This is a genomic window from Microbacterium sp. NPDC055988 (assembly GCF_042269505.1).
GTDB lineage: Bacteria > Actinomycetota > Actinomycetes > Actinomycetales > Microbacteriaceae > Microbacterium.
The window spans coordinates 802,828-821,579 of record NZ_JBHJXY010000001.1 but is presented as its reverse complement, the minus strand read 5'-3'; the positions used below and the strand labels follow the sequence as shown (position 1 = coordinate 821,579).

Below are 18,752 nucleotides of genomic sequence, written 5' to 3'. Positions count from 1 at the left end.
GTTCAGACCAGGAACGGGCGGGCGGCGTCGAGGAACGCGCGCGGCTCATCCGCCCAGAGCCGGATGGTCGTGACCTGGTGCTCTCCGCCGCGCGGCGCGAGTCCGGGAAGGCGGATCGCGAACGGACGCTCCAGTTCGATCTCGATGTTCGTCTCGTCCTGCATCCGCTCGGCGTATTCGGCTCCGTGGTCGGTGACGGAGATGCGTGGCTGCTTCGGCTCGTCGACGCGCTTCGAGATCGCCACCGAGGCGACCGCGTCCCAGGGGACGAAGACGTCGACCTCCAGGCCGCTCCGCACCCGGATGCCGTCCGGCGCCACGGCATGCGGACGCAGCAGCATCGCGCACAGGAGCCCGATCATCCAGGTCAGCCCCCAGATCCCGAGGATGAGGATCGGGATCCGCACTGCCGGCCACGGGTGCACGATCAGATCGAGGATCGGGATCTCGACGGCGGACAGCACGATGAAGATGATGAGCACGGTCAGCACCGGGCGGTGGTAGCCGATGCCGGTGCCGCCCTCCGGGACCGCAGGACGACGGGCGATCGCGCGACCGATGCTCGAGTACACGCGAAGCTCGGCGATCAGTGCGCGGTGGAGCATGTTGAGGATGCGGGCGGTGCGCGTCGGAGTGGGCGGCGGGGTGGGCTGGTGCGCCCGACTCACGCTCGGTTCGGCGCTCACGGGGCATCCTTCCATGGTTCGCTCGCAGCCTGAATCACGAGCCGCTCCAGGTGGTCGGCGATGGCGATGATGCCGCGCTCCACGGCGTCGCGATCCTCCGGGGCGACGGCATCGAGGAGGGTTGCGTTGAGCTCGACGTGGTCGTTCTGCATCCGCGCCATCGTCTCGGTGGCCGAGGGGGTCAGCTCCACCAGCACGGCCCGCCGATCAGACGGATGCGGGGTGCGTCGCACGTGACCGGATGCTTCCAGCGCATCGACGAGGCCGGTGATGTTGCGCGGAGTGACCCCGCACAGGCGGGCCAGCGTCTGCTGCGTCGAGGGCCCGGCGTGCTGCAGCATCCACAGCAGGTGCACGCGTGCCGTGGTGAGGCCGGTGCCGTCGAACGCCCGCGCCATGTCGCGCTGGAAGAGGTCGCCGATCTGGAGCAGGCGGTCGAGCAGCAGCGGGTTCATAATGCTGATGCTACTACATAGTTACCTGACTTCACTAGTTGTGAAGCAGGAGTGTGCTCAGGCGGGATCGAGCCGCAGCACGTCCGGGGATTCTCCACCGGTGAGGTCGTCGGCGATGCGGATGCTGCGCGCCAGGTCGTCGAGAGCGCCGGTCAGGGTGCCGAACCGCTCCTTGTCGCTGCACACCGCGGTCAGCGTCACCAGATGGGTGCCCGTGTCCCAGGTGTAGGTCGCGAAGGGCGGCGACGCGGGAGACGGCGGCATCGGCACGAGCAGCTTCTCACCGACGCCGAGGCGGGTGGGGAACGACTCGGTGTCGTCGTAGTCCATCGGCATCGACGCGCGAGCGATCCGCACATCGGGGGTCAGGACCTGCGCCGACGCCATCGCCACGACCAGCTCCGGCTCGGCCTTCCAGGTCCACACCAGCACGCGGCCATCCGCACGCTTCATCAGCATCGGCGCCGCCTGGCTCATCGCCCACGCGCCGAACCGAGACCCGGGGCGCTCGGTCGCGCCCACGGCGGCGTTGACCTGCCCCAGCAGCATGCGGATCGCCGCCTTGCGATGCCGGCGGCCCTTCCACCCGAGCGAATCCGTCACGGGAATCCACAGCTGGGGATCGGCGTCGGCAGTCAGTCGCATGGCTCCACGGTATCGGCTGAGGCTGAGGGGATGCCGGTATGCCGCCGCTGTCCGATCAGGCCCCTCGGGTAGAGTGGCCAGCGCCCCGACCAGGGCTTTCCCTTGGCCGCCACATCGTAAGGCAGCATGTCTGTGACCTCCTCCGACGATCCGATCGATCCGTCGAGCGGCCCCGCCGCCCCCGCGCCCCGCCCGCTGAAGATCGTGATCGGCTGCGACACGTTCGCGCCCGACATCAACGGCGCCGCCCGCTTCGCCGAGCGCCTCGCCGCAGGCCTCGTGCAGCGCGGCCACGACGTGCACGTCGTGGCTCCCAACCAGGCCTACCGTCGGGCGGACCCGCACACCGAGGTCATCGAGGGCGAGCCGATGACGCTGCATCGTCTGCCGTCGGTGCGCTGGGCTCCGCACGACTGGCTGCGATTCGTCTGGCCGTGGCGCTCGAAGCACTACGCCCGCAAGGTCATCGACCAGGTGCAGCCGGATGTCGTGCACATCCAGTCGCACATCGTGATCGGCCGCGGCCTCGCGTACATCGCGAACGAGCGCGGCATCCCGGTCATCGCGACCAACCACGTGATGGCCGAGAACATCCTCGACCACACGACCATGCCGAAGTTCATCGACGACCTCGTGCTCAAGTTCGCCTGGGCCGACGCGAAGCGCACCTTCGACAAGACCCGTGCCATCACCACGCCGACCCGCCGCGCCGCCGACTTCCTCGAGAAGACGGTCGAGGTGAAGGGGGTGATCCCCGTCAGCTGCGGCATCGATCGCACGCAGTACACGCCCGTGATCGCCCCGCGCGATGCGAACCGCATCGTCTTCGTCGGCCGCCTCACCGCCGAGAAGCAGGTCGAGGTCATCCTCAAGGCGATGACGAAGCTCGACCCCGCCCTCGCCACCACGTTCGACATCGTCGGCGGTGGCGACCAGCGCAAGCAGCTGGAGCACCTGGCGTCGCAGCTCGGGCTCGCCGACCGCGTCACGTTCCATGGGCGCACCAGCGACGAGGAGCTCCGCGCGCTGCTGTCCCGTGCGAGCCTGTTCGTGATCGCGTCGATCGCCGAGCTGCAGTCCATCGCGACCATGGAGGCCATGGCGTCGGCGCTGCCGATCGTCGCGGCGGATGCCGTGGCACTCCCGCACCTCGTGCACGACGGCCAGAACGGCTACCTGTTCGAGCCGGGCAACGTCGACGAGCTCGCCGCGCGCCTGACCGATGTGCTCACGGCCGACCCCGCGGAGTACGAGCGGATGCAGCGCGCCTCGCTCGACGGCGTCGCGATCCACGACATCAATCGCACCCTCGACACCTTCGAGGCGCTGTACCGCGACGAGCCGCTTCCCGAGTAGCGAGCATCCCGCCATGCACAGTATCCCCATCGGTTCACGGCGCCGCGACGCGTCAGCGGCGGAGTGACCCGCATGCACAGTATCCCCATCGGTTCACGGCGCCGCGACGCGTCAGCGGCGGAGTGACCCGCATGCACATCGTCTTCTTCGGGGATCAGCACCTCGACTCCCTCGGCGGAGCGCAGGTGTCGATGCGGCTCCAGCGGGAATTCCTCGAACGCGCCGGACACACCGTCACGGTCGTCGCGCCGAAGATGCACGGATCGCGCACGCCATCCGGCGCCCACGGCGGGGCGTACATCGACCTCCCCTCGGTGCCGATCACGCTCGACCGCGAGTACGCCATGAGCTGGCCGGGGCGCGCGACCGACCGCTTCCTCGACAGGGCGATGACCCGCCGCCCGGCGGTCGACCTGGTGCACGTGCAGGCCGACTTCTGGGGCGGGTTCATCGGGCACCGCTACGCCCAGCGACACGGCATCCCGGTCGTGCACACGATGCACAACCGAGTCGATGTGGGTATCGCCGCCGTGACCCCGCTCCACCGGCCCGTGCTCGGCGTGCTGAACGCCTGGCGCCGCGGGGCGATGCGAGGAATCGGCGACCCGGTGCGCGGTGCGGACGGCTGGGCATTCCTGCGCGGACTCGCCGTCGGAGCATCCGCCGTGACCGCGCCGTCGACGCACTTCGCGCGACGCCTGGAACAGCACGATGTCTTCCCGCGGGTCGACGTGATCTGGAACGGCATCGACGACGACCTGCGTGCACAGACGCTCGCTGCACGACCCGCAGTCAGGGAGCCGGGACCGCCCCGGTTCGTCTGGCTCGGCCGGATGAGCCCGGAGAAGCGCCTGCTGCCGTTCCTCGAGGCGTTCGTCGCCGCCGGAATCGACGCGGAACTCGAGATCATCGGCGGTGGGGGGCAGCGCGCCGCGGCCGAGAAGATCGTGCGCGGGCATGACGGCGTGCGCTTCGCCGGACGACTGACCTACCCGCAGACCCTGGAGCGGATCGCCGCCGCCGACGCGCTCGTGCAGACGTCGATCGGCTTCGAGACCCAGGGGATGACCCCGTTCGAGGCGGCAACCCTCGGCACGCCCTCCGTGATCTGCGACCCCGACATCGCGGCCGAGCTCGGCGGGGGATTGTGGGCGGTTCAGGATGCCGGCACCAACGCGTCGGCCCGGGAGCTCGAGGCCCGACGGGTGGCCGCGCTCGCGGAGACCCTGCGCGGTGCCGCATCCGACATCGCCGCCGGCACCGCGCCCACCCCGGTTCCCGAGGTTTCGGAGGCGTTCCGGCAGTCGTCGCGCACGGCGGCCATGGTCGAGGTCTACGAGCGAGTGCTCGCCGGGCGCTGACGCGGGCTGAGTTTCAGGCGAAGCGCAGGAACGCGATGCCGACCCAGCTGAAGATCATCCCGAGAGTACCGGCCCCGGCGATCCCGATCGCGATGCCGGTGAGAAGGCGCGCACCCGGTCGGCGCGCGGCGATGATACCCAGCACGAGGGCCACGGCATAGGCGAAGAACGAGATCACGCCGATCGCGTCGTCGATCGCGTAGGCCGCTCCGTACCCGAAGTCCGACGTGTAGATGAGGAGTCGGGCGATCGAGGACATGAGGTTGACCGCGAGCGTGACGACGGCGATCACGAAGGCGGTGCGGCCGAGCAGGCTGCCGGCAGGTGCGGTGGGCGCTCCTGACGCGATCGGCCAGGACGCGGGCTGACCGGGCGCTCCCGCAGGATGGGCCGGAGCGGCGGTCGGGTAGCCGGCGCCGGGCGGGTAGCCGGTGGGATGCGCGGGAGTGCCGGCCGGGTGAGTGGTGGCGGTCGGATACGCCGTGGGATACGCGGGAGCAGCAGGGGCAGCAGGGGCAGCGGGGTCGGCGGGGTCAGAGGGTGGTCCACTCGACGCGTGCGTCGGGAACGTGTGCGTGCCGGGGTACTGCGGATCGGCGGGCAGGTGCGCGGGAGGCTGCGAGGGCTCGCTCATGACGACGAGCGTAGCCGTGGTGCCCGCGATCCGCACGGGGGATTCCGCTCAGCTCTTCGCGCCGGTCAGCGCGAGTGTGCCGCCCAGCCCGATCATCATCACGCCCCCGGTACCGGAGAGCGTCGACATGCGGCGGGGCGAGCGGGCGAACCAGGTGCGAGCGGTTCCGGCGGCGAGGGCCCACACGCTGTCGCAGACCAGGGCGAGCGTCTGGAAGGTGAGCCCGAGCAGAAGCAGTTGCGCCCAGACCGGGCCGGCCGCCGGCACGACGAACTGCGGGAGCACGGCCACGAAGAACGCGATCGTCTTCGGGTTGGTCAGCCCGACGATGAAGCCCTGGCGCAGCAGCTTCGCGGCGGAGGCCGGTGCGCGACCCGCATCCGGGGCGTGGTCGTGACGGTGGCGGATCGCCTGCACGCCGAGCCAGACCAGGTAGGCGGCGCCGACGATCTTGATGATGGTGAACGCCACCACGGAGGAGGCGACGATCGCCCCGACCCCGAACGCCACGGCGAGGACGGCCGGCACGGTGCCGAGTGCGTTTCCGACGACGCTGAGCACGCCTGCGCGCCGGCCGAGCGAGAGTGAGCGGCCGATCACGAACAGCACGCTCGGACCGGGGATGACGATGATCACGACGGAGGCGACGGCGAAGGCGACGAGGCTGTCGAGCGGGATCATGAGCCGACCATACACCGCGGCTCGAGCCGGGTTCAGCGGTAGCCGTGCCCGGGCTCGGCCTGCTGGTGGACGTCACGGCCCGAGACGCGACTCCAGTCCGTCGGCACGCGGTGGTGGCCGTCGCGGCGGAGTTCGATGACGGTGGCGACGGTCGCCCACGCGACCAGGGCGATGAGTGCGATGACGAGTATCATGGCAGAAACGCTACGTTCGATGCTGAACTGTCACGAGTGGCAGAATCGACTATCATCGTATGAAAACTGCCAACCGGGAGTGTGCATGAAGACAGTGGCCTGCGTCATCCAGGACGGCTTCGCGCCGTTCGAGTTCGGTGTCGCCTGCGAGGCGTTCGGACTCGATCGGTCCTCCGACGGCGTACCGAACTTCGACTTCCGCATCGTCGCCCCGCGCGCGGGGGTGGTGAAGTCGAAGATCGGCTTCTCGGTCAACGTCGAGCACGACCTGGCCTTCGCGTACGAAGCCGACCTCGTCGTGTTCTGCCCCGTGCCGCGCGAGCGCTGGGCGGACATCGATCCGCTCCTGCTCGACGTCGCCCGGCATGCGGTCGACCGAGGCGCCTGGGTGATGAGCGTCTGCAGCGGGTCGTTCATCCTCGCCGCTGCCGGCGTGCTCGACGGGCGACGAGCCACGACGCACTGGATGTACGCGCACGTGATGGCCGACATGTACCCGCAGATCGACATCGACCCCGATGTGCTCTTCGTGCAGGACGGGAAGATCATCACCAGTGCCGGCACCGCCGCCGGCATCGACGCCTGCCTGCATCTGCTCCGCCAGGAGGTGGGCGCCGAGCTCACCAACCGCATCGCGCGCCGGATGGTGGTGCCCCCGCAGCGTGACGGCGGCCAGGCGCAGTTCATCGACCGTCCGATTCCCGTGGTGCCCACCGACTCGCTCGCCGCGGTCGCCGACTGGGCGGTCGAGCACCTCCGCGATGACCTTGGAGTCGATCAACTCGCGGCCAGGGCGCTGATGTCGCCGCGCACCTTCGCCCGACGCTTCAAGGCCGAGTACGGCGCGACGCCCGCGGCCTGGCTCGCACGCCAGCGCATCATCCATGCCCAGCGGATGCTGGAGCGCACCGACCTCCCCCTCGACCACATCGCCGACGAGTGCGGGTTCGGCTCGGCGGCCGTGCTGCGGCAGAACTTCGCGAGGGTGCTCGGACTCACGCCCACGGCCTACCGCGCGCGGTTCTCCTGCGCGACGGACGAGTCTTCGGCGGCCTGAGCCGGCGTTCCGGTCAGATCGCCCGCGTGGTCGAACGCTCGACGAGCGAGCAGGGCAGCAGCACGTGCGCGGCATCCTGTTCCGGAGCGGCGAGACGCGCGAGCAGCAGCTCGACGGCGCCGTGAGCCATGTCGAGGATCGGCTGCCGCACTGTCGTGAGATCGAAGGCCTGCCACGACGACATCGCGACATCGTCGAACCCGAGCACCGACACCTGGTCTGGCACGCCGAATCCGAGCGCCTTCGCGGCGTTCAAGGCGCCGAAAGCCACGAGGTCGTTGTGGCAGAAGAGTGCGGTGGGAGGCTCCGGCAGCTGCAGCAGGCGTGTCGCGGCCTCGAATGCTCGGGTGTAGTCGAGGTCGGCGACGTCGAGCAGTGCGGGGTCGAACGCGACCCCCGCGGCCTCGAGCTCCGACAGGAAGCCTTCGTGCCGATCGCGCACCGAGGTCGTGCCGAGAGGGCCGGCGATCACCCCGATGCGTCGATGGCCGAGAGACGCCAGATGGCGGCCCGCGATGCGGCCTCCGTCCATGTTGTCGGGCGAGATCGAGTCGTTGTCCGGCACCGCGCCGGGGCCCATCGTCACCGCGGGGACGCCGAGCGACACGATGCGACCCTCGTCATCGGGCGAGAGCAGAGTGGTCGTGAGGATGACGCCGTCGACGTTCGTCTCCCGCAGGGTTCTCGCGAGGTCTTCGGTGGTGTCGGCGCGACCGCTGAGGATGAGAGCGCGATATCCGGCCCGATTGAGATCGTCGCTGATGGTGTGCAGCAGTTCGGCGTAGTAGCTGTTGCGCGGGTCGCCGAGCACGACGCCGATCGTCTGGGTGCGACTGGTGACGAGGCTCCGGGCGCTGAGGTTGGGGCGGTAGTCGAGCTGCTGGATGGCCGCCTCGACCTTGGCGCGCACCCGCTCCGAGACGCCCTCATGGCCGTTGACGATGCGGGACACCGTCGTCTGCGACACGCCCGCCGCTCGGGCGACGTCGACGCTGGTCACACCGCGGGACTTCGGCGGCATGGGCCCTCCTCTTCGTGCCGGGCTTCCCATGCTAGACCGGGTGGACGAGAGGAATGACTACGCAGTCCTCGGCGTGGCGCATCCATTACCGCACCGCGGGATATGGGGAATGTGCGCTCAGTCGCTCCAGTGCGCCGGCGAGGGGAGCGCATGATCGCGCACCTCGAGGCCTGCGGGGGTGACGGATGCCGTCGCATAGAGGAGCGACTGCGTGGGGTACCCGTGCGGGCGGTTGTCGCGGATGATCGCGCGGTCGTCCTCGGGGGCGAGCTTCGCCGACGACGCGAGGAGCGCGGTCCATTCAGCCGCCCAGTCCTCGATGTCGGCCGTCGGACCCAGCGCGCGGAATTCGGGAAGCCAGGCGGTGATCCGCGGCGTCGCCTCGTCGTCGAGGTCGTCGTGCGCGATCATGTGCGTGCCGGGCACGATGGGGGTCTCGCGAAGCTCGACGCCATCCCACGACAGCACGCGCGCGCCCTCGGGTCCGACCTCCAGCAGGTTGAAGCCGTGCATGGGCAGCGGGGCGACGGGGGAGCGGCTCACGACCGACTCGAGTGCGAGGGATCCGCGCGAGACGGCCCGAGCGTCGGGGAGGTCGCGCACGTCAGCGCGATTCAGCAGCACCGCCAGCCGGCGCTCCGAGGGGTTCGCGGCGAGCCAGGCCCCGCCCGCGCGACGATCCCGGATGCCGATCACCCCCGGATACTGCTCCGGCCACCAGGGGCCGAGAGCATCCCATTCCCGCTGGGGGTCTTCGTCGCGCACCGCCAGAAGCCTCGCGACACCGGCATCCTCGACATCGATCACGACCGTGCACACGGGGCCAAGTCTAGGTCGATGACGCCGGTGTCGGCCCGCGGCGGCGGATGCTGGGGCAGAATCGAGACGTGAACATCGTCGTCGGAGTCACGGGCGGCATCGCCGCGTACAAGACGGTGCACCTCGTGCGCCTGCTCACGAAGGGCGGGCACGACGTGACCGTGGTGCCCACCGAGGATGCGCTGCGCTTCGTGGGGCTGCCGACCTGGGAGGCGATCAGTCGCCACCCGGTCACCACGAGCGTGCACGACGACGTGGCGAAGGTGCGCCACGTCGCGCTCGGCCAAGCCGCCGAACTCGTGATCGTGGCGCCGGCGACCGCGAACTCGATCGCCAAGATCACCGCAGGACTCGCCGACGACCTCCTCGGCACGACCCTGCTCGCCACCGAGGCCCCGGTGCTGATCGCTCCGGCCATGCACGCGGAGATGTGGCGGAACAGGGCAACGCAGGCGAACATCGCGACGCTGCGGGAGCGCGGCGTGCACCTCGTCGGCCCCGCGGACGGCGAACTCGCGGGCGGTGACAGCGGACCCGGGCGGATGGCGGAGCCCGAGGAGATCTTCGCGGCGGCACAGGCGCTGCTCGCTCCCGGAGACCTCGTCGGTGTGCGCGTCGTCGTCTCGGCCGGCGGCACGCGCGAGCCCATCGATCCCGTGCGCTTCCTCGGCAACCGGTCCAGCGGCAGACAGGGGGCGGCCCTCGCGGCCGAGGCTGCCGCCCGCGGCGCGGAGGTGACCCTGGTCGCGGCGAACATCGCAGGCGACGTGCTCGCCGAGGTGCGGCATCCGGCGATCCGCATCGTCTCCGTCGGATCGGCGGCGGACCTCGCCGACGCGATGAAGCGGGAGGCCCCGGGCGCCGACGTGGTGGTGATGGCTGCGGCCGTGGCCGACTATCGACCGGTCGCGGTGTCGGACCGCAAGCTCACGAAGGAGAGCGGCGGAGTGCCCGCGATCGAGCTGGTCGAGAACGAGGACATCGTTGCCGCACTCGCTGCGGTGCGGCGGCCCGGACAGCTCATCATCGCCTTTGCCGCGGAGACCCCGGAGGACGAGGCCGAGCTGCTCGCCCGCGCTCGCCGCAAGCAGCTGCGCAAGGGGGTCGACCTCCTCGTCGTGAACGAGGTCGGCTGGGAGCGCGGGTTCGAGAGCGCCGAGAACGCCGTGCACATCCTCGGCCCGGGCGGGGCGGATGCCGGCGCGGCATCCGGCTCGAAACGTGCGGTCGCGGCCGCGATCTGGGACGCCGTCCAGCGGGTGCGCTGAGGCCGGGCTCGGAGCGGGGCATCGACTGGAGGAGAATGCGACCGAGTGCTAAACTTGAGTCAACAGGACTCAACTTTGATCCCGCCGTCCGATCCGGCCGGCGGGAGACGACCAGAAGGAGCATCTCCAGGAGGAGCGCATGAGCAACCCGCAGACCGGCAACCAGAACCAAGACCAGCAGTCCGCCCTCGAGCAGTTCGGCATCAACCTGACCGACCGCGCCCGCGAGGGCAAGCTCGACCCGGTGATCGGACGCGACAGTGAGATCCGTCGCGTCAGCCAGGTCCTCACCCGCCGCACCAAGAACAACCCGGTGCTGATCGGTGAGCCCGGCGTCGGCAAGACCGCCGTCGTCGAAGGCCTCGCCCAGCGCATCGTCGCCGGTGACGTCGCCGAATCTCTGAAGGACAAAGAGCTGGTCACGCTCGACATCTCGGCCCTCGTGGCCGGCGCGATGTACCGCGGGCAGTTCGAGGAGCGGCTGAAGCAGGTCCTCAAAGAGATCACCGAGTCCGACGGCCAGGTCATCACGTTCATCGACGAGCTGCACGTGCTGATGGGCGCGGGTGGCGGCGAGGGTTCGGTCGCGGCCTCCAACATGCTCAAGCCCATGCTGGCCCGCGGCGAGCTGCGTCTGATCGGCGCCACCACGCTCAACGAGTACCGCGAGTTCATCGAGAAGGACGCCGCGCTCGAGCGTCGCTTCCAGCAGGTGTACGTCGGCGAGCCCACGGTCGAGGACACGATCGCGATCCTCCGCGGGCTCAAGGGGCGCTACGAGGCGCACCACGGAGTCACGATCTCCGACAGCGCCCTCGTCGCCGCTGCCGCACTCTCGAACCGGTACCTTCCCGCGCGGCAGCTGCCCGACAAGGCGATCGACCTGATCGACGAGTCGATGTCTCGGCTCAAGATGGAGATCGACTCCTCGCCGGTCGAGATCGACCAGCTCAAGCGCCAGGTCGACCGGCTGAAGCTGGAGGAGCTGGCTCTCAAGCGCGAGAAGGACGCCGCGTCGAAGGAGCGCCTCGGCACGCTCCGTGAGCACCTCGTCGAGATGGAGAAGGAACTCGCAGGGCTGGAGGCCCGGTGGGCGCGCGAGCGTCAGGGCCTGAACCGGGTCGGCGAGCTCAAGAAGCAGCTCGACGACGCGATCACCCAGCGCGACCTCGCGATGCGAAACGCCGATTACACGAAGGCCTCGAAGCTGGAATACGAGACCATCAAGCGCCTGGAGCGCGACATCGCCGAAGCCGAGCAGGCCGAGGCCGCGACCCCCGCCGAACCGCGCATGGTCAACGAGCAGGTCACCGAGGAGGACATCGCTGCGGTCATCGCCGCGTGGACGGGCATCCCCGTCGGTCGCCTGTTGCAGGGTGAGAGCGAGAAGCTGCTGCACCTCGAGAGCGAGCTCGGCAAGCGCCTGATCGGGCAGAAGGATGCGGTGAAGGCGGTGTCGGATGCCGTGCGCCGCTCGCGTGCCGGCATCAGCGACCCCGGCCGTCCGACCGGGTCGTTCCTGTTCCTCGGACCGACCGGTGTCGGCAAGACCGAGCTGGCCAAGGCGCTGGCGGAGTTCCTGTTCGACGACGAGCACTCGATGGTGCGCATCGACATGTCGGAGTACGGCGAGAAGCACTCGGTGTCCCGGCTCGTCGGCGCCCCTCCGGGATACATCGGCTACGAGCAGGGCGGTCAGCTGACCGAGGCCGTTCGGCGTCGCCCGTACAGCGTGATCCTGCTCGACGAGGTCGAGAAGGCGCACCCCGAGGTGTTCGACGTGCTGCTCCAGGTGCTCGACGACGGTCGTCTGACCGACGGTCAGGGCCGCACTGTCGACTTCTCGAACGTGATCCTGATCCTCACGTCGAACCTCGGCTCGCCGATCCTCATCGACCCGGTGCTCGCACCCGATGAGAAGCGCGACCAGGTCATGGCCCTCGTGCGGCAGGCGTTCCGTCCGGAGTTCCTGAACCGTCTCGACGACATCGTGATGTTCTCGGCGCTCAGCGAAGACGACCTCGCCCAGATCGTCGAACTCTCGGTCGACCAGCTGCACGACCGGCTGAAGGACCGCCGGCTCACACTCGCCGTGACGCCGGATGCGCGGTCGTGGCTCGCCGAGCGCGGGTACGACCCGATGTTCGGTGCCCGGCCGCTGCGCCGCCTCATCCAGAGCGAGGTGCAGAACAAGCTCGCGACCGCGCTGCTCTCGGGCGGCGTGCGCGACGGCGACACCGTGCGGGTGGATGTGGGCGCCGACGGTGCGGGCCTCGTGCTCACCTCGACGACGCCCGAGCCCGCGCCCGAGCCCGAGGAAGACGACGACGTGATCGAGGCGGAGCTGCTCGACGACTGAGTCGTTCCCTCCTGAGCCGCCGCGCGACGGCCGCACGTTCTGAAGGAGAACTCACGCTATGAAGGAGCGGATGCTGCAATGCATCCTTCCAAGCGTGAGTTCTCCTTCATTTCGGGCGGGTGGTCGGGTGGAGCTGTGAGCGCAGGAGCGTCCGGAGTGCAGCGAGGTTCGCCACGCTGAAGAGGAGCCTGACGAGGAGCAGAGCGGCCCACAGGCCTACCGCGCTCGGGGCCGTGAACCTGCAGACGATCAGCGCGGCGGGCGCGAGCACGAGATAGGTGAGGATCAGCCCGAGCAGTCCTGCTCTGGCGCCGAAGGTGACCTTCATGTAGGCGAACAGCGATCCGGAGAACGGCTCGAGCAGGAGTTGCAGGGCGATCAGCAGACCCAGCACCGGATCACCCACCGGGCTCAGGCCGAACGCGGAGAGCAGGATGAGCGACAGCGCGAGGGGGACGACGAAGATGCCGACGACGCCGTACGACGCCGCGCGGTACGCAGGCTCCCGACCGCGGTCCTGAAGCGTCATCCGCCCGGCGGTTTGGCCCACCATCTTCAGCGGAATGATGACGGTCCGGCACAGCGCGACACCGGCGGCGACCTGAGCCGCGACTTCGGCGGAGATGCTGGCCGCGACCAGCTGCGCGACCATGAACAGCACCATGAAGACGGCGCCGTCGAGGGAGTTCAGGACGCGATCCCCGATGCGGCGGGGCGAGAAGTCGGGGGCGAGGAGAACGCGGACCCGGATTCCGGCTCGGAGTAGTCGCCGCCGACGTTCCCAGAGCATGGCGATGACCATGAGCGAGGCGAGCGTCGACTGCAGCGCGATGGCGAGGATCGGACTCGGGATGAGCAGAACGACGGCCAGGCCGAGCGCCAGACCGATCAGCGATCGGGTGAGTGTGATCGTCAGGTTGTCCTTCTCGCGGCCGAGGTGCTGGAACGCGGCAGCGAGAACGCTGGTGTGCGACGACAGGATGTTCGCGGGAAGCTGCACGACCAGCGCCACCCACAGTGCGACCACGAGGACCGAGCCGGATGGTGAGGCAGAGGTGAGTGCGAGGCCTGTTGCGGCGCTGATCGCGACGACGATGAAAGACACCGCCGACGCGAGACGAAGGTTGCTGGCGATGGCGTCCGCGACCCGGGCGGGATCTGCATGGGTTTCGGCCAGATCACGCAGAGTGCCGATCCCGACACCGACGTTGATGAGCGTAGCCAGTCCGCTGATGGTCGCCGTAGTGCCGATGATGGCAGCGAAGTCGGTTCGTCCTGTTGCGAGAGCCACCGCGATCAGGACGAACGATGCGCCGAGAGGGATGATTTGGGCCAGCATCATCGGGGTTGCGTGCTTCAGGACCCGGGCGATATCGCGTCGGAACTCGTCGAAACTCACAGTCCACGAGGCTAATGCGCGTTCGTTCACGACGGTGGGTGTGCACGACAAGAGTGCCGGAGTATCGGTTTACGCCCGTCGACGACGACGTGATCGAGGCGGAGCTGCTCGACGACTGAGTCGTTCCCGTGCGGCGCGGCGCGACCGCCGCACGTTCTGAAGGGGAACTCACGCTATGAAGGAGCGGATGCTGCAATGCATCCTTCCGGGTGCGAGTTCTCCTTCATTTCGGGAGGGTGGTCGCGTGGGGCCGCGTCGCAACTACCGCAGCGGTGGGCGGTGCAGCCCGCCGAGCGCGTCCTTCTCGAGCTCTCTTCCGATCAGCGAGTGCCGCCGCGAGTATGCGAAGTAGATCACCAGGCCGAGCGCGAGCCAGATGGCGAAGCGCACCCAGGTCTCGGTGCTGAGGTTCAGCATCAGCCAGAAGCAGGCGAGCGCCGAGATCCACGGCAGCCACGGCGACAGCGGCACCGTGAACGGGCGCTCCAGGTCGGGCCGGGTCTTGCGGAGGATCGGCACACCGATGCTCACCAGCACGAAGGCCGACAGCGTTCCGATGTTGATCATGTCGCCCAGCACCTGCACATCCGTGAAGCCGGCGATGATCGCGATCACGACGCCCACGATGAGCTGGATGCGGATCGGGGTGCCGCGCTTCGCGTTCGTCACGCTCAGCGAGCGCGGCAGCAGGCCGTCACGGCTCATCGCGAACACGACGCGCGCGAGCCCCATCAGCAGCACCATCACCACGGTCGTGAGTCCCACGAGGCTGCCGATGGCGATCACCTGCGCCGCCCAGGTCGCCCCGACGAGCTCGAACGCGCTCGCCAGGGAGGGCTCTTCGAGCTTCGCGAGCTCGGTGTACGAGACCATGCCGGTGATGACGATCGCCACCAGCACGTACAGGACGGTCACGATCACGAGGCCGAGCATGATGCCGCGGGGGACGGTGCGCTTGGGGTCCTTGGTCTCCTCGGCGCTCGTGGCGACGACATCGAAGCCGATGAACGCGAAGAACACCAGGGCCGCGCCGCTGAGGATGCCGAACACACCGTAGATCGAGGGGTCGGAGCCGGTCATGAACGAGAAGAGCGACTGCGTCCAGACGCTCTCCGACGCCGCGCCCTCCTGCGCCGGCGGCACGAACGGGGAGTAGTTGGCGCCGTTGATGAAGAACAGTCCGACGACGATGACGAACAGCACGATCGCGACCTTGATCACCGTGAACACGCTGTTGACGCGGCTGGACAGCTGCGTGCCGAGGGCGAGCAGCAGCGTGAAGATCGCGACGATCACGACGGGCCCCCAGTCGAAGCTGAGCGGCCCGATCTGGAGGGTCATCGGGATCTCGAGGTCGAACAGCGACACCGCATCGCCCAGGTAGACGCCCCAGTACTTCGCGATCACGGCCGACGCCATGAGCATCTCGAGGATCAGGTCCCAACCGATGATCCAGGCGAGGAACTCGCCGAGGGTCGAGTAGGTGAAGGTGTAGGCGGAACCTGCGACCGGGATGGAGGAGGCGAACTCCGCGTAGCAGAGGATCGCGAGCCCGCACACGGCCGCGGCGATGATGAACGAGACGATGACTGCCGGGCCGGCATGCCGCGCGGACGCCTCGGCACCGACCGAGAAGATGCCTGCACCGACGGCGACCGCGACGCCCATGACAGCGAGATCCCACACGCCCAGGGAGCGTTTCAGGGAGCGTTTCTCGTCGTGCGTCTCTGCCATCGACTGTTCGACGGACTTGATCCTTCGCTGGATTGCCATGCCGACGATTGTAGATCGGAGCATCGCGCCGCACCCCTCACAAACGGCGCTCCATCGTCTGCCCTCCGGCTCGAGGGTGTTCAGCCCTTGGAGGCTGCCGCGAGGGCTCGGCCGGTGAGCGACGCGGCGTCGCGCACGATCGCCGCCGGGGCGCCGGCGAAGACCAGCCGACCGCCGTCCGAGCCCGCGCCCGGGCCGATGTCGATGACATGATCCGCGCGTGCGACCACGCGCAGGTTGTGCTCGACGACGACCAGCGTCGCGCCGTCATGGAGCAGATCGTCGAAGAGGGTGTTGATCGTGTCGACGTCGGTCGGATGCAGGCCAGAGGTGGGTTCGTCGAGGATGATCCGGTCGGCGGGGTCGCGCCGCGGATCACTGAGATGCCGGGCGAGGAGCAGCCGCTGCTTCTCGCCGCCCGAGAGCGTGTCGAGCGATCGTCCGACGGGGATGTAGCTCAGACCGGTGCGCTGCACCCACTCCAGCGCCGAGACCACATCGGGGTGGGCGGAGAACAGCGCGCTGACCTCGGCGGGCGTCGAAGCCAGGACGTCGGCGATCGAGGCGCCGTCGACCTGCACGTCGAGCGCCTTCGGATTGAAGCGCAGGCCGCCGCAGGCGTCACAGGGCAGTGAGACGTCGTCGAGGAACGCGAGCTCGGTCGTGATGTGCCCACGCCCACGGCAGGTCGGGCAGGCTCCGCGCGAGTTGAAGCTGAACCACGACGGGTCGAGGCCCGACTCGGCGGCGAACACCTCGCGCACCGTGTCGGCGATGCGCAGGATGCTCAGCGTCGTCGACCGTGCTCCGCCGCGCAGCGGGTCTTGCCCGACGACCGTGAACTCGGGATGCTGGCGCGGCAGTTCCACCGTGGCGAAAGAGCTCTTTCCCGAACCCGCGACCCCCGTGACCGCGGTGAGCACGCCGAGCGGGACGTCGACGTCGAATCCGCGGAGGTTGTGCGATCGCGCATCCTTCACGGTGATGCGGCCAGAGGGTTCCCGTGCCGTCTCGCGGATCGTCAGCGGCTCGGCGAGCACTCGTCCGGTGAGGGTGTCGCTGCCGCGCAACGCCGTGGGCGTGCCCTCGAACTGCACCATGCCGCCGGCGGAGCCCGCCCCGGGCCCGAGGTCGACCACGTGATCGGCGACCGCGATCACCTGCGGATGGTGCTCGACGACGAGGATCGTGTTGCCCGCATCGCGCAGTCGCTGCAGCAGGGCCACGAGGCGCTGGATGTCGGCGGGGTGCAGCCCGGTGCTCGGCTCGTCGAACACGTAGGTCACGTCGGTCAGGGCGCTGCCGAGGTGGCGCACGATCTTGACCCGCTGCGCCTCGCCGCCGGACAGGGTCGACGATTCGCGGTCGAGCGTGAGGTAGCCGAGGCCGACCGAGAGCAGGGCGTCGAGCACATGACGGATGCCCTCGACCGCCGGTGCCACCCGCGCATCGTCGAAGGCGTCGAGCAGCGTGTGCAGCTCGGCCACCGGCATCCGCATCCAGTCCACGATCGATCGCCCGTCGATGAGGCTCGCCCGCGCCGCCTCGTTCACCCGTGCGCCCCGGCAGTCCGGGCAGGTGTGGTGGGTCACGAGCCGGTCGAGCTCTTCACGCACCTGGGGCGACATCTTCACCGGGCGCTGCTTCAGGAACACGTCGCGCATGCGGGTGATCACGCCGTCGAACCGGGCGCTCTGCGGGAACCGCGGATCCGGATCGTCGAGCTTGAGCTTGTCGGCGTAGAGGAACTGGTCCATCTCCTCGGCCGTGTAGTCCTTGAGCGGCTTCTCGCGGTCGAACAGCCCGCAGTAGGCGAACCGCTTCCACCGGTACACGCCCGGGCGGAACAGGCTGAACCGCACCGGCCCCTCGTCGATGTTCTTCTCGGGGTCGATCAGGGCGTCGATGTCGATGTCGTACACCGTGCCGAGTCCTTCGCAGGTCGGGCACATGCCGGAGGGATCGTTGAACGAGTAGGCGGGGGAGTAGCCGGCCGAAGGCTCGCCCACGCGCGAGAACACGAGGCGCACGAGAGAGGCCAGGTCGGTCGCGGTCGCCACCGTCGAGCGCGCGTTGCCCGTGAACCGACGTTGGTCGATCAGCACCGTGAAGGTCAGACCGTCCATGGACTGCACGTCGGGCGCCGGCATCTGCGGCAGCCGTGCGCGGATGAACGTCGAATAGGAGTCGTTGACGAGCCGCTGCGCCTCGGCGGCGATCGTGTCGAGCACGAGCGACGACTTGCCCGACCCGGAGACGCCGGTGAAGACGGTCAGCAGCTTCTTGGGAACGTCGACCGAGACGTCGCGGAGGTTGTTCGTCCGCGCGCCGGTGATGCGGAGAGTGTCCATCCGGAAACGCTAACGGGGCCCCCGGACAATCCGGGGGCCCCGTCGACAGCGGAGGGTGGGTGCGGGTCAGGCGCTGAGGACGACCGTCTCGTCGATCGGGCGACGCACGCGCGGAGCGACCTCGCGCTCCTGCAGCACCTCGGGAAGCGCCTCGATGTCGCCGAACTCGCCGACGGCGAAGACCGTGGTGGGGACGAAGCGGGCTTCGAGGTCGGCGAACTCGCGGACGACCTCCGGGTCGAAGCCGCTCATCTGGTGCACGACGAGGCCGTCGTGGTGGGCCTGCACCGAGAAGTGCGCGACGGCCTGACCGAGGTCGTACAGGGCGTGGGTGATCGGCGTGCCGTCGGCCGCGGCCGTCTCGGCGATCGCGACCACGAGCACGGCGGCGTTGCCCGCCCATGCCTGGTTGAAGCCCATCAGGGCGCCTGTGACCTGGGCATGCAGGGCGGTGCCGCGGCGGGCGACGATGAAGCGCCACGGCTGGGTGTTGTTGGCGGACGGGCTCCAGCGGGCGGCCTCGAGAGCGGTGGCGAGCTTGGCCTCGTCGATCGAGTTCTGCGCGTCGAAGGCGCGGGGGCTCCAGCGGCCGGCGAGGACGTCGAGGACGGGGTGCTCGGTCGGGGCGGTGCGGTCGATGACGGGAGTGCTCACGGAAGTGCCTTTCAGAAGGAGTGGATCGGACTCCTTCGT

Annotated in this window: 17 protein-coding genes; 5 read left to right on the top strand and 12 right to left on the bottom strand. The window is 69.2% G+C overall.

Features of this window, described 5'->3' with window-relative positions:
• Positions 1–2 precede the first annotated feature (2 nt).
• From ACFC14_RS04105 to ACFC14_RS04095, 3 genes are read right to left on the bottom strand one after another with little or no spacing between them, the layout of a single operon-like run.
• Positions 3–686 (bottom strand): hypothetical protein, encoded by a 684-nt coding sequence (locus tag ACFC14_RS04105; RefSeq protein WP_376101344.1) that lies wholly within the window; start codon positions 684–686, stop codon positions 3–5.
• Positions 683–1,141, bottom strand: a complete 459-nt coding sequence (locus ACFC14_RS04100; RefSeq protein WP_376101343.1) for a MarR family winged helix-turn-helix transcriptional regulator — start codon at positions 1,139–1,141, stop codon at positions 683–685. Before ACFC14_RS04100 ends, ACFC14_RS04105 begins: the two co-directional genes overlap by 4 nt.
• A gap of 57 nt (positions 1,142–1,198) precedes the next feature.
• Positions 1,199–1,786 carry a hypothetical protein gene (locus tag ACFC14_RS04095; protein WP_376101342.1) on the bottom strand — a complete coding sequence of 196 codons (588 nt, stop codon included), beginning with the start codon at positions 1,784–1,786 and terminating at the stop codon, positions 1,199–1,201.
• 126 nt (positions 1,787–1,912) lie between these two features.
• Here ACFC14_RS04095 and ACFC14_RS04090 point away from each other — a divergent pair, with 126 nt between their 5' ends.
• On the top strand, positions 1,913–3,142 hold the full coding sequence (locus ACFC14_RS04090) for a glycosyltransferase (protein ID WP_376101341.1): 1,230 nt from the start codon (positions 1,913–1,915) through the stop codon (positions 3,140–3,142).
• Positions 3,143–3,273: 131 nt separating this feature from the next.
• Entirely contained in the window at positions 3,274–4,503 is a 1,230-nt protein-coding gene (locus ACFC14_RS04085; protein WP_376101340.1) for a glycosyltransferase, read from the top strand.
• 13 nt (positions 4,504–4,516) lie between these two features.
• Here ACFC14_RS04085 and ACFC14_RS04080 read toward each other — a convergent pair whose 3' ends face one another.
• Genes ACFC14_RS04080 through ACFC14_RS04070 form a run of 3 tightly spaced genes read right to left on the bottom strand, consistent with a single transcriptional unit; the run spans position 4,517 to position 6,012 of the window.
• Positions 4,517–5,137, bottom strand: coding sequence for a hypothetical protein (locus tag ACFC14_RS04080; RefSeq protein WP_376101339.1), 621 nt, complete (start codon positions 5,135–5,137; stop codon positions 4,517–4,519).
• Between the two features lie 48 nt (positions 5,138–5,185).
• A complete protein-coding gene (locus ACFC14_RS04075) occupies positions 5,186–5,818 on the bottom strand; it encodes a LysE family translocator (protein ID WP_376101338.1) in 633 nt (210 codons plus the stop codon).
• A 32-nt stretch (positions 5,819–5,850) separates the two neighbouring features.
• Positions 5,851–6,012: a hypothetical protein gene (locus ACFC14_RS04070; protein WP_376101337.1), complete on the bottom strand. Its 162-nt coding sequence runs from the start codon at positions 6,010–6,012 to the stop codon at positions 5,851–5,853.
• An 85-nt stretch (positions 6,013–6,097) separates the two neighbouring features.
• Here ACFC14_RS04070 and ACFC14_RS04065 point away from each other — a divergent pair, with 85 nt between their 5' ends.
• Entirely contained in the window at positions 6,098–7,069 is a 972-nt protein-coding gene (locus tag ACFC14_RS04065) for a GlxA family transcriptional regulator (protein ID WP_376101336.1), read from the top strand.
• Positions 7,070–7,082: 13 nt separating this feature from the next.
• Here ACFC14_RS04065 and ACFC14_RS04060 read toward each other — a convergent pair whose 3' ends face one another.
• On the bottom strand, positions 7,083–8,090 hold the full coding sequence (locus ACFC14_RS04060; RefSeq protein WP_376101335.1) for a LacI family DNA-binding transcriptional regulator: 1,008 nt from the start codon (positions 8,088–8,090) through the stop codon (positions 7,083–7,085).
• A 117-nt stretch (positions 8,091–8,207) separates the two neighbouring features.
• Complete coding sequence (locus ACFC14_RS04055) at positions 8,208–8,909, bottom strand: NRDE family protein (RefSeq protein WP_376101334.1); 702 nt, start codon at positions 8,907–8,909, stop codon at positions 8,208–8,210.
• Between the two features lie 68 nt (positions 8,910–8,977).
• Between ACFC14_RS04055 and coaBC the strand changes: the two genes are divergently transcribed.
• Positions 8,978–10,177 carry a bifunctional phosphopantothenoylcysteine decarboxylase/phosphopantothenate--cysteine ligase CoaBC gene (gene coaBC / locus ACFC14_RS04050; RefSeq protein ID WP_376101333.1) on the top strand — a complete coding sequence of 400 codons (1,200 nt, stop codon included), beginning with the start codon at positions 8,978–8,980 and terminating at the stop codon, positions 10,175–10,177.
• 139 nt (positions 10,178–10,316) lie between these two features.
• Positions 10,317–12,536 carry an ATP-dependent Clp protease ATP-binding subunit gene (locus ACFC14_RS04045; protein WP_376101332.1) on the top strand — a complete coding sequence of 740 codons (2,220 nt, stop codon included), beginning with the start codon at positions 10,317–10,319 and terminating at the stop codon, positions 12,534–12,536.
• 106 nt (positions 12,537–12,642) lie between these two features.
• Here ACFC14_RS04045 and ACFC14_RS04040 read toward each other — a convergent pair whose 3' ends face one another.
• The 4 genes from ACFC14_RS04040 to ACFC14_RS04025 all read right to left on the bottom strand — a co-directional run bounded on the left by ACFC14_RS04040 (position 12,643) and on the right by ACFC14_RS04025 (position 18,713).
• Positions 12,643–13,878, bottom strand: a complete 1,236-nt coding sequence (locus ACFC14_RS04040; protein WP_376101331.1) for a hypothetical protein — start codon at positions 13,876–13,878, stop codon at positions 12,643–12,645.
• A 318-nt stretch (positions 13,879–14,196) separates the two neighbouring features.
• Positions 14,197–15,708 carry an APC family permease gene (locus ACFC14_RS04035; RefSeq protein ID WP_376101330.1) on the bottom strand — a complete coding sequence of 504 codons (1,512 nt, stop codon included), beginning with the start codon at positions 15,706–15,708 and terminating at the stop codon, positions 14,197–14,199.
• Positions 15,709–15,788: 80 nt separating this feature from the next.
• Positions 15,789–18,059: an ATP-binding cassette domain-containing protein gene (locus ACFC14_RS04030; RefSeq protein WP_376101329.1), complete on the bottom strand. Its 2,271-nt coding sequence runs from the start codon at positions 18,057–18,059 to the stop codon at positions 15,789–15,791.
• Between the two features lie 66 nt (positions 18,060–18,125).
• Positions 18,126–18,713 (bottom strand): nitroreductase family protein, encoded by a 588-nt coding sequence (locus ACFC14_RS04025; RefSeq protein ID WP_376101328.1) that lies wholly within the window; start codon positions 18,711–18,713, stop codon positions 18,126–18,128.
• Between the last annotated feature and the right edge of the window lie 39 nt (positions 18,714–18,752).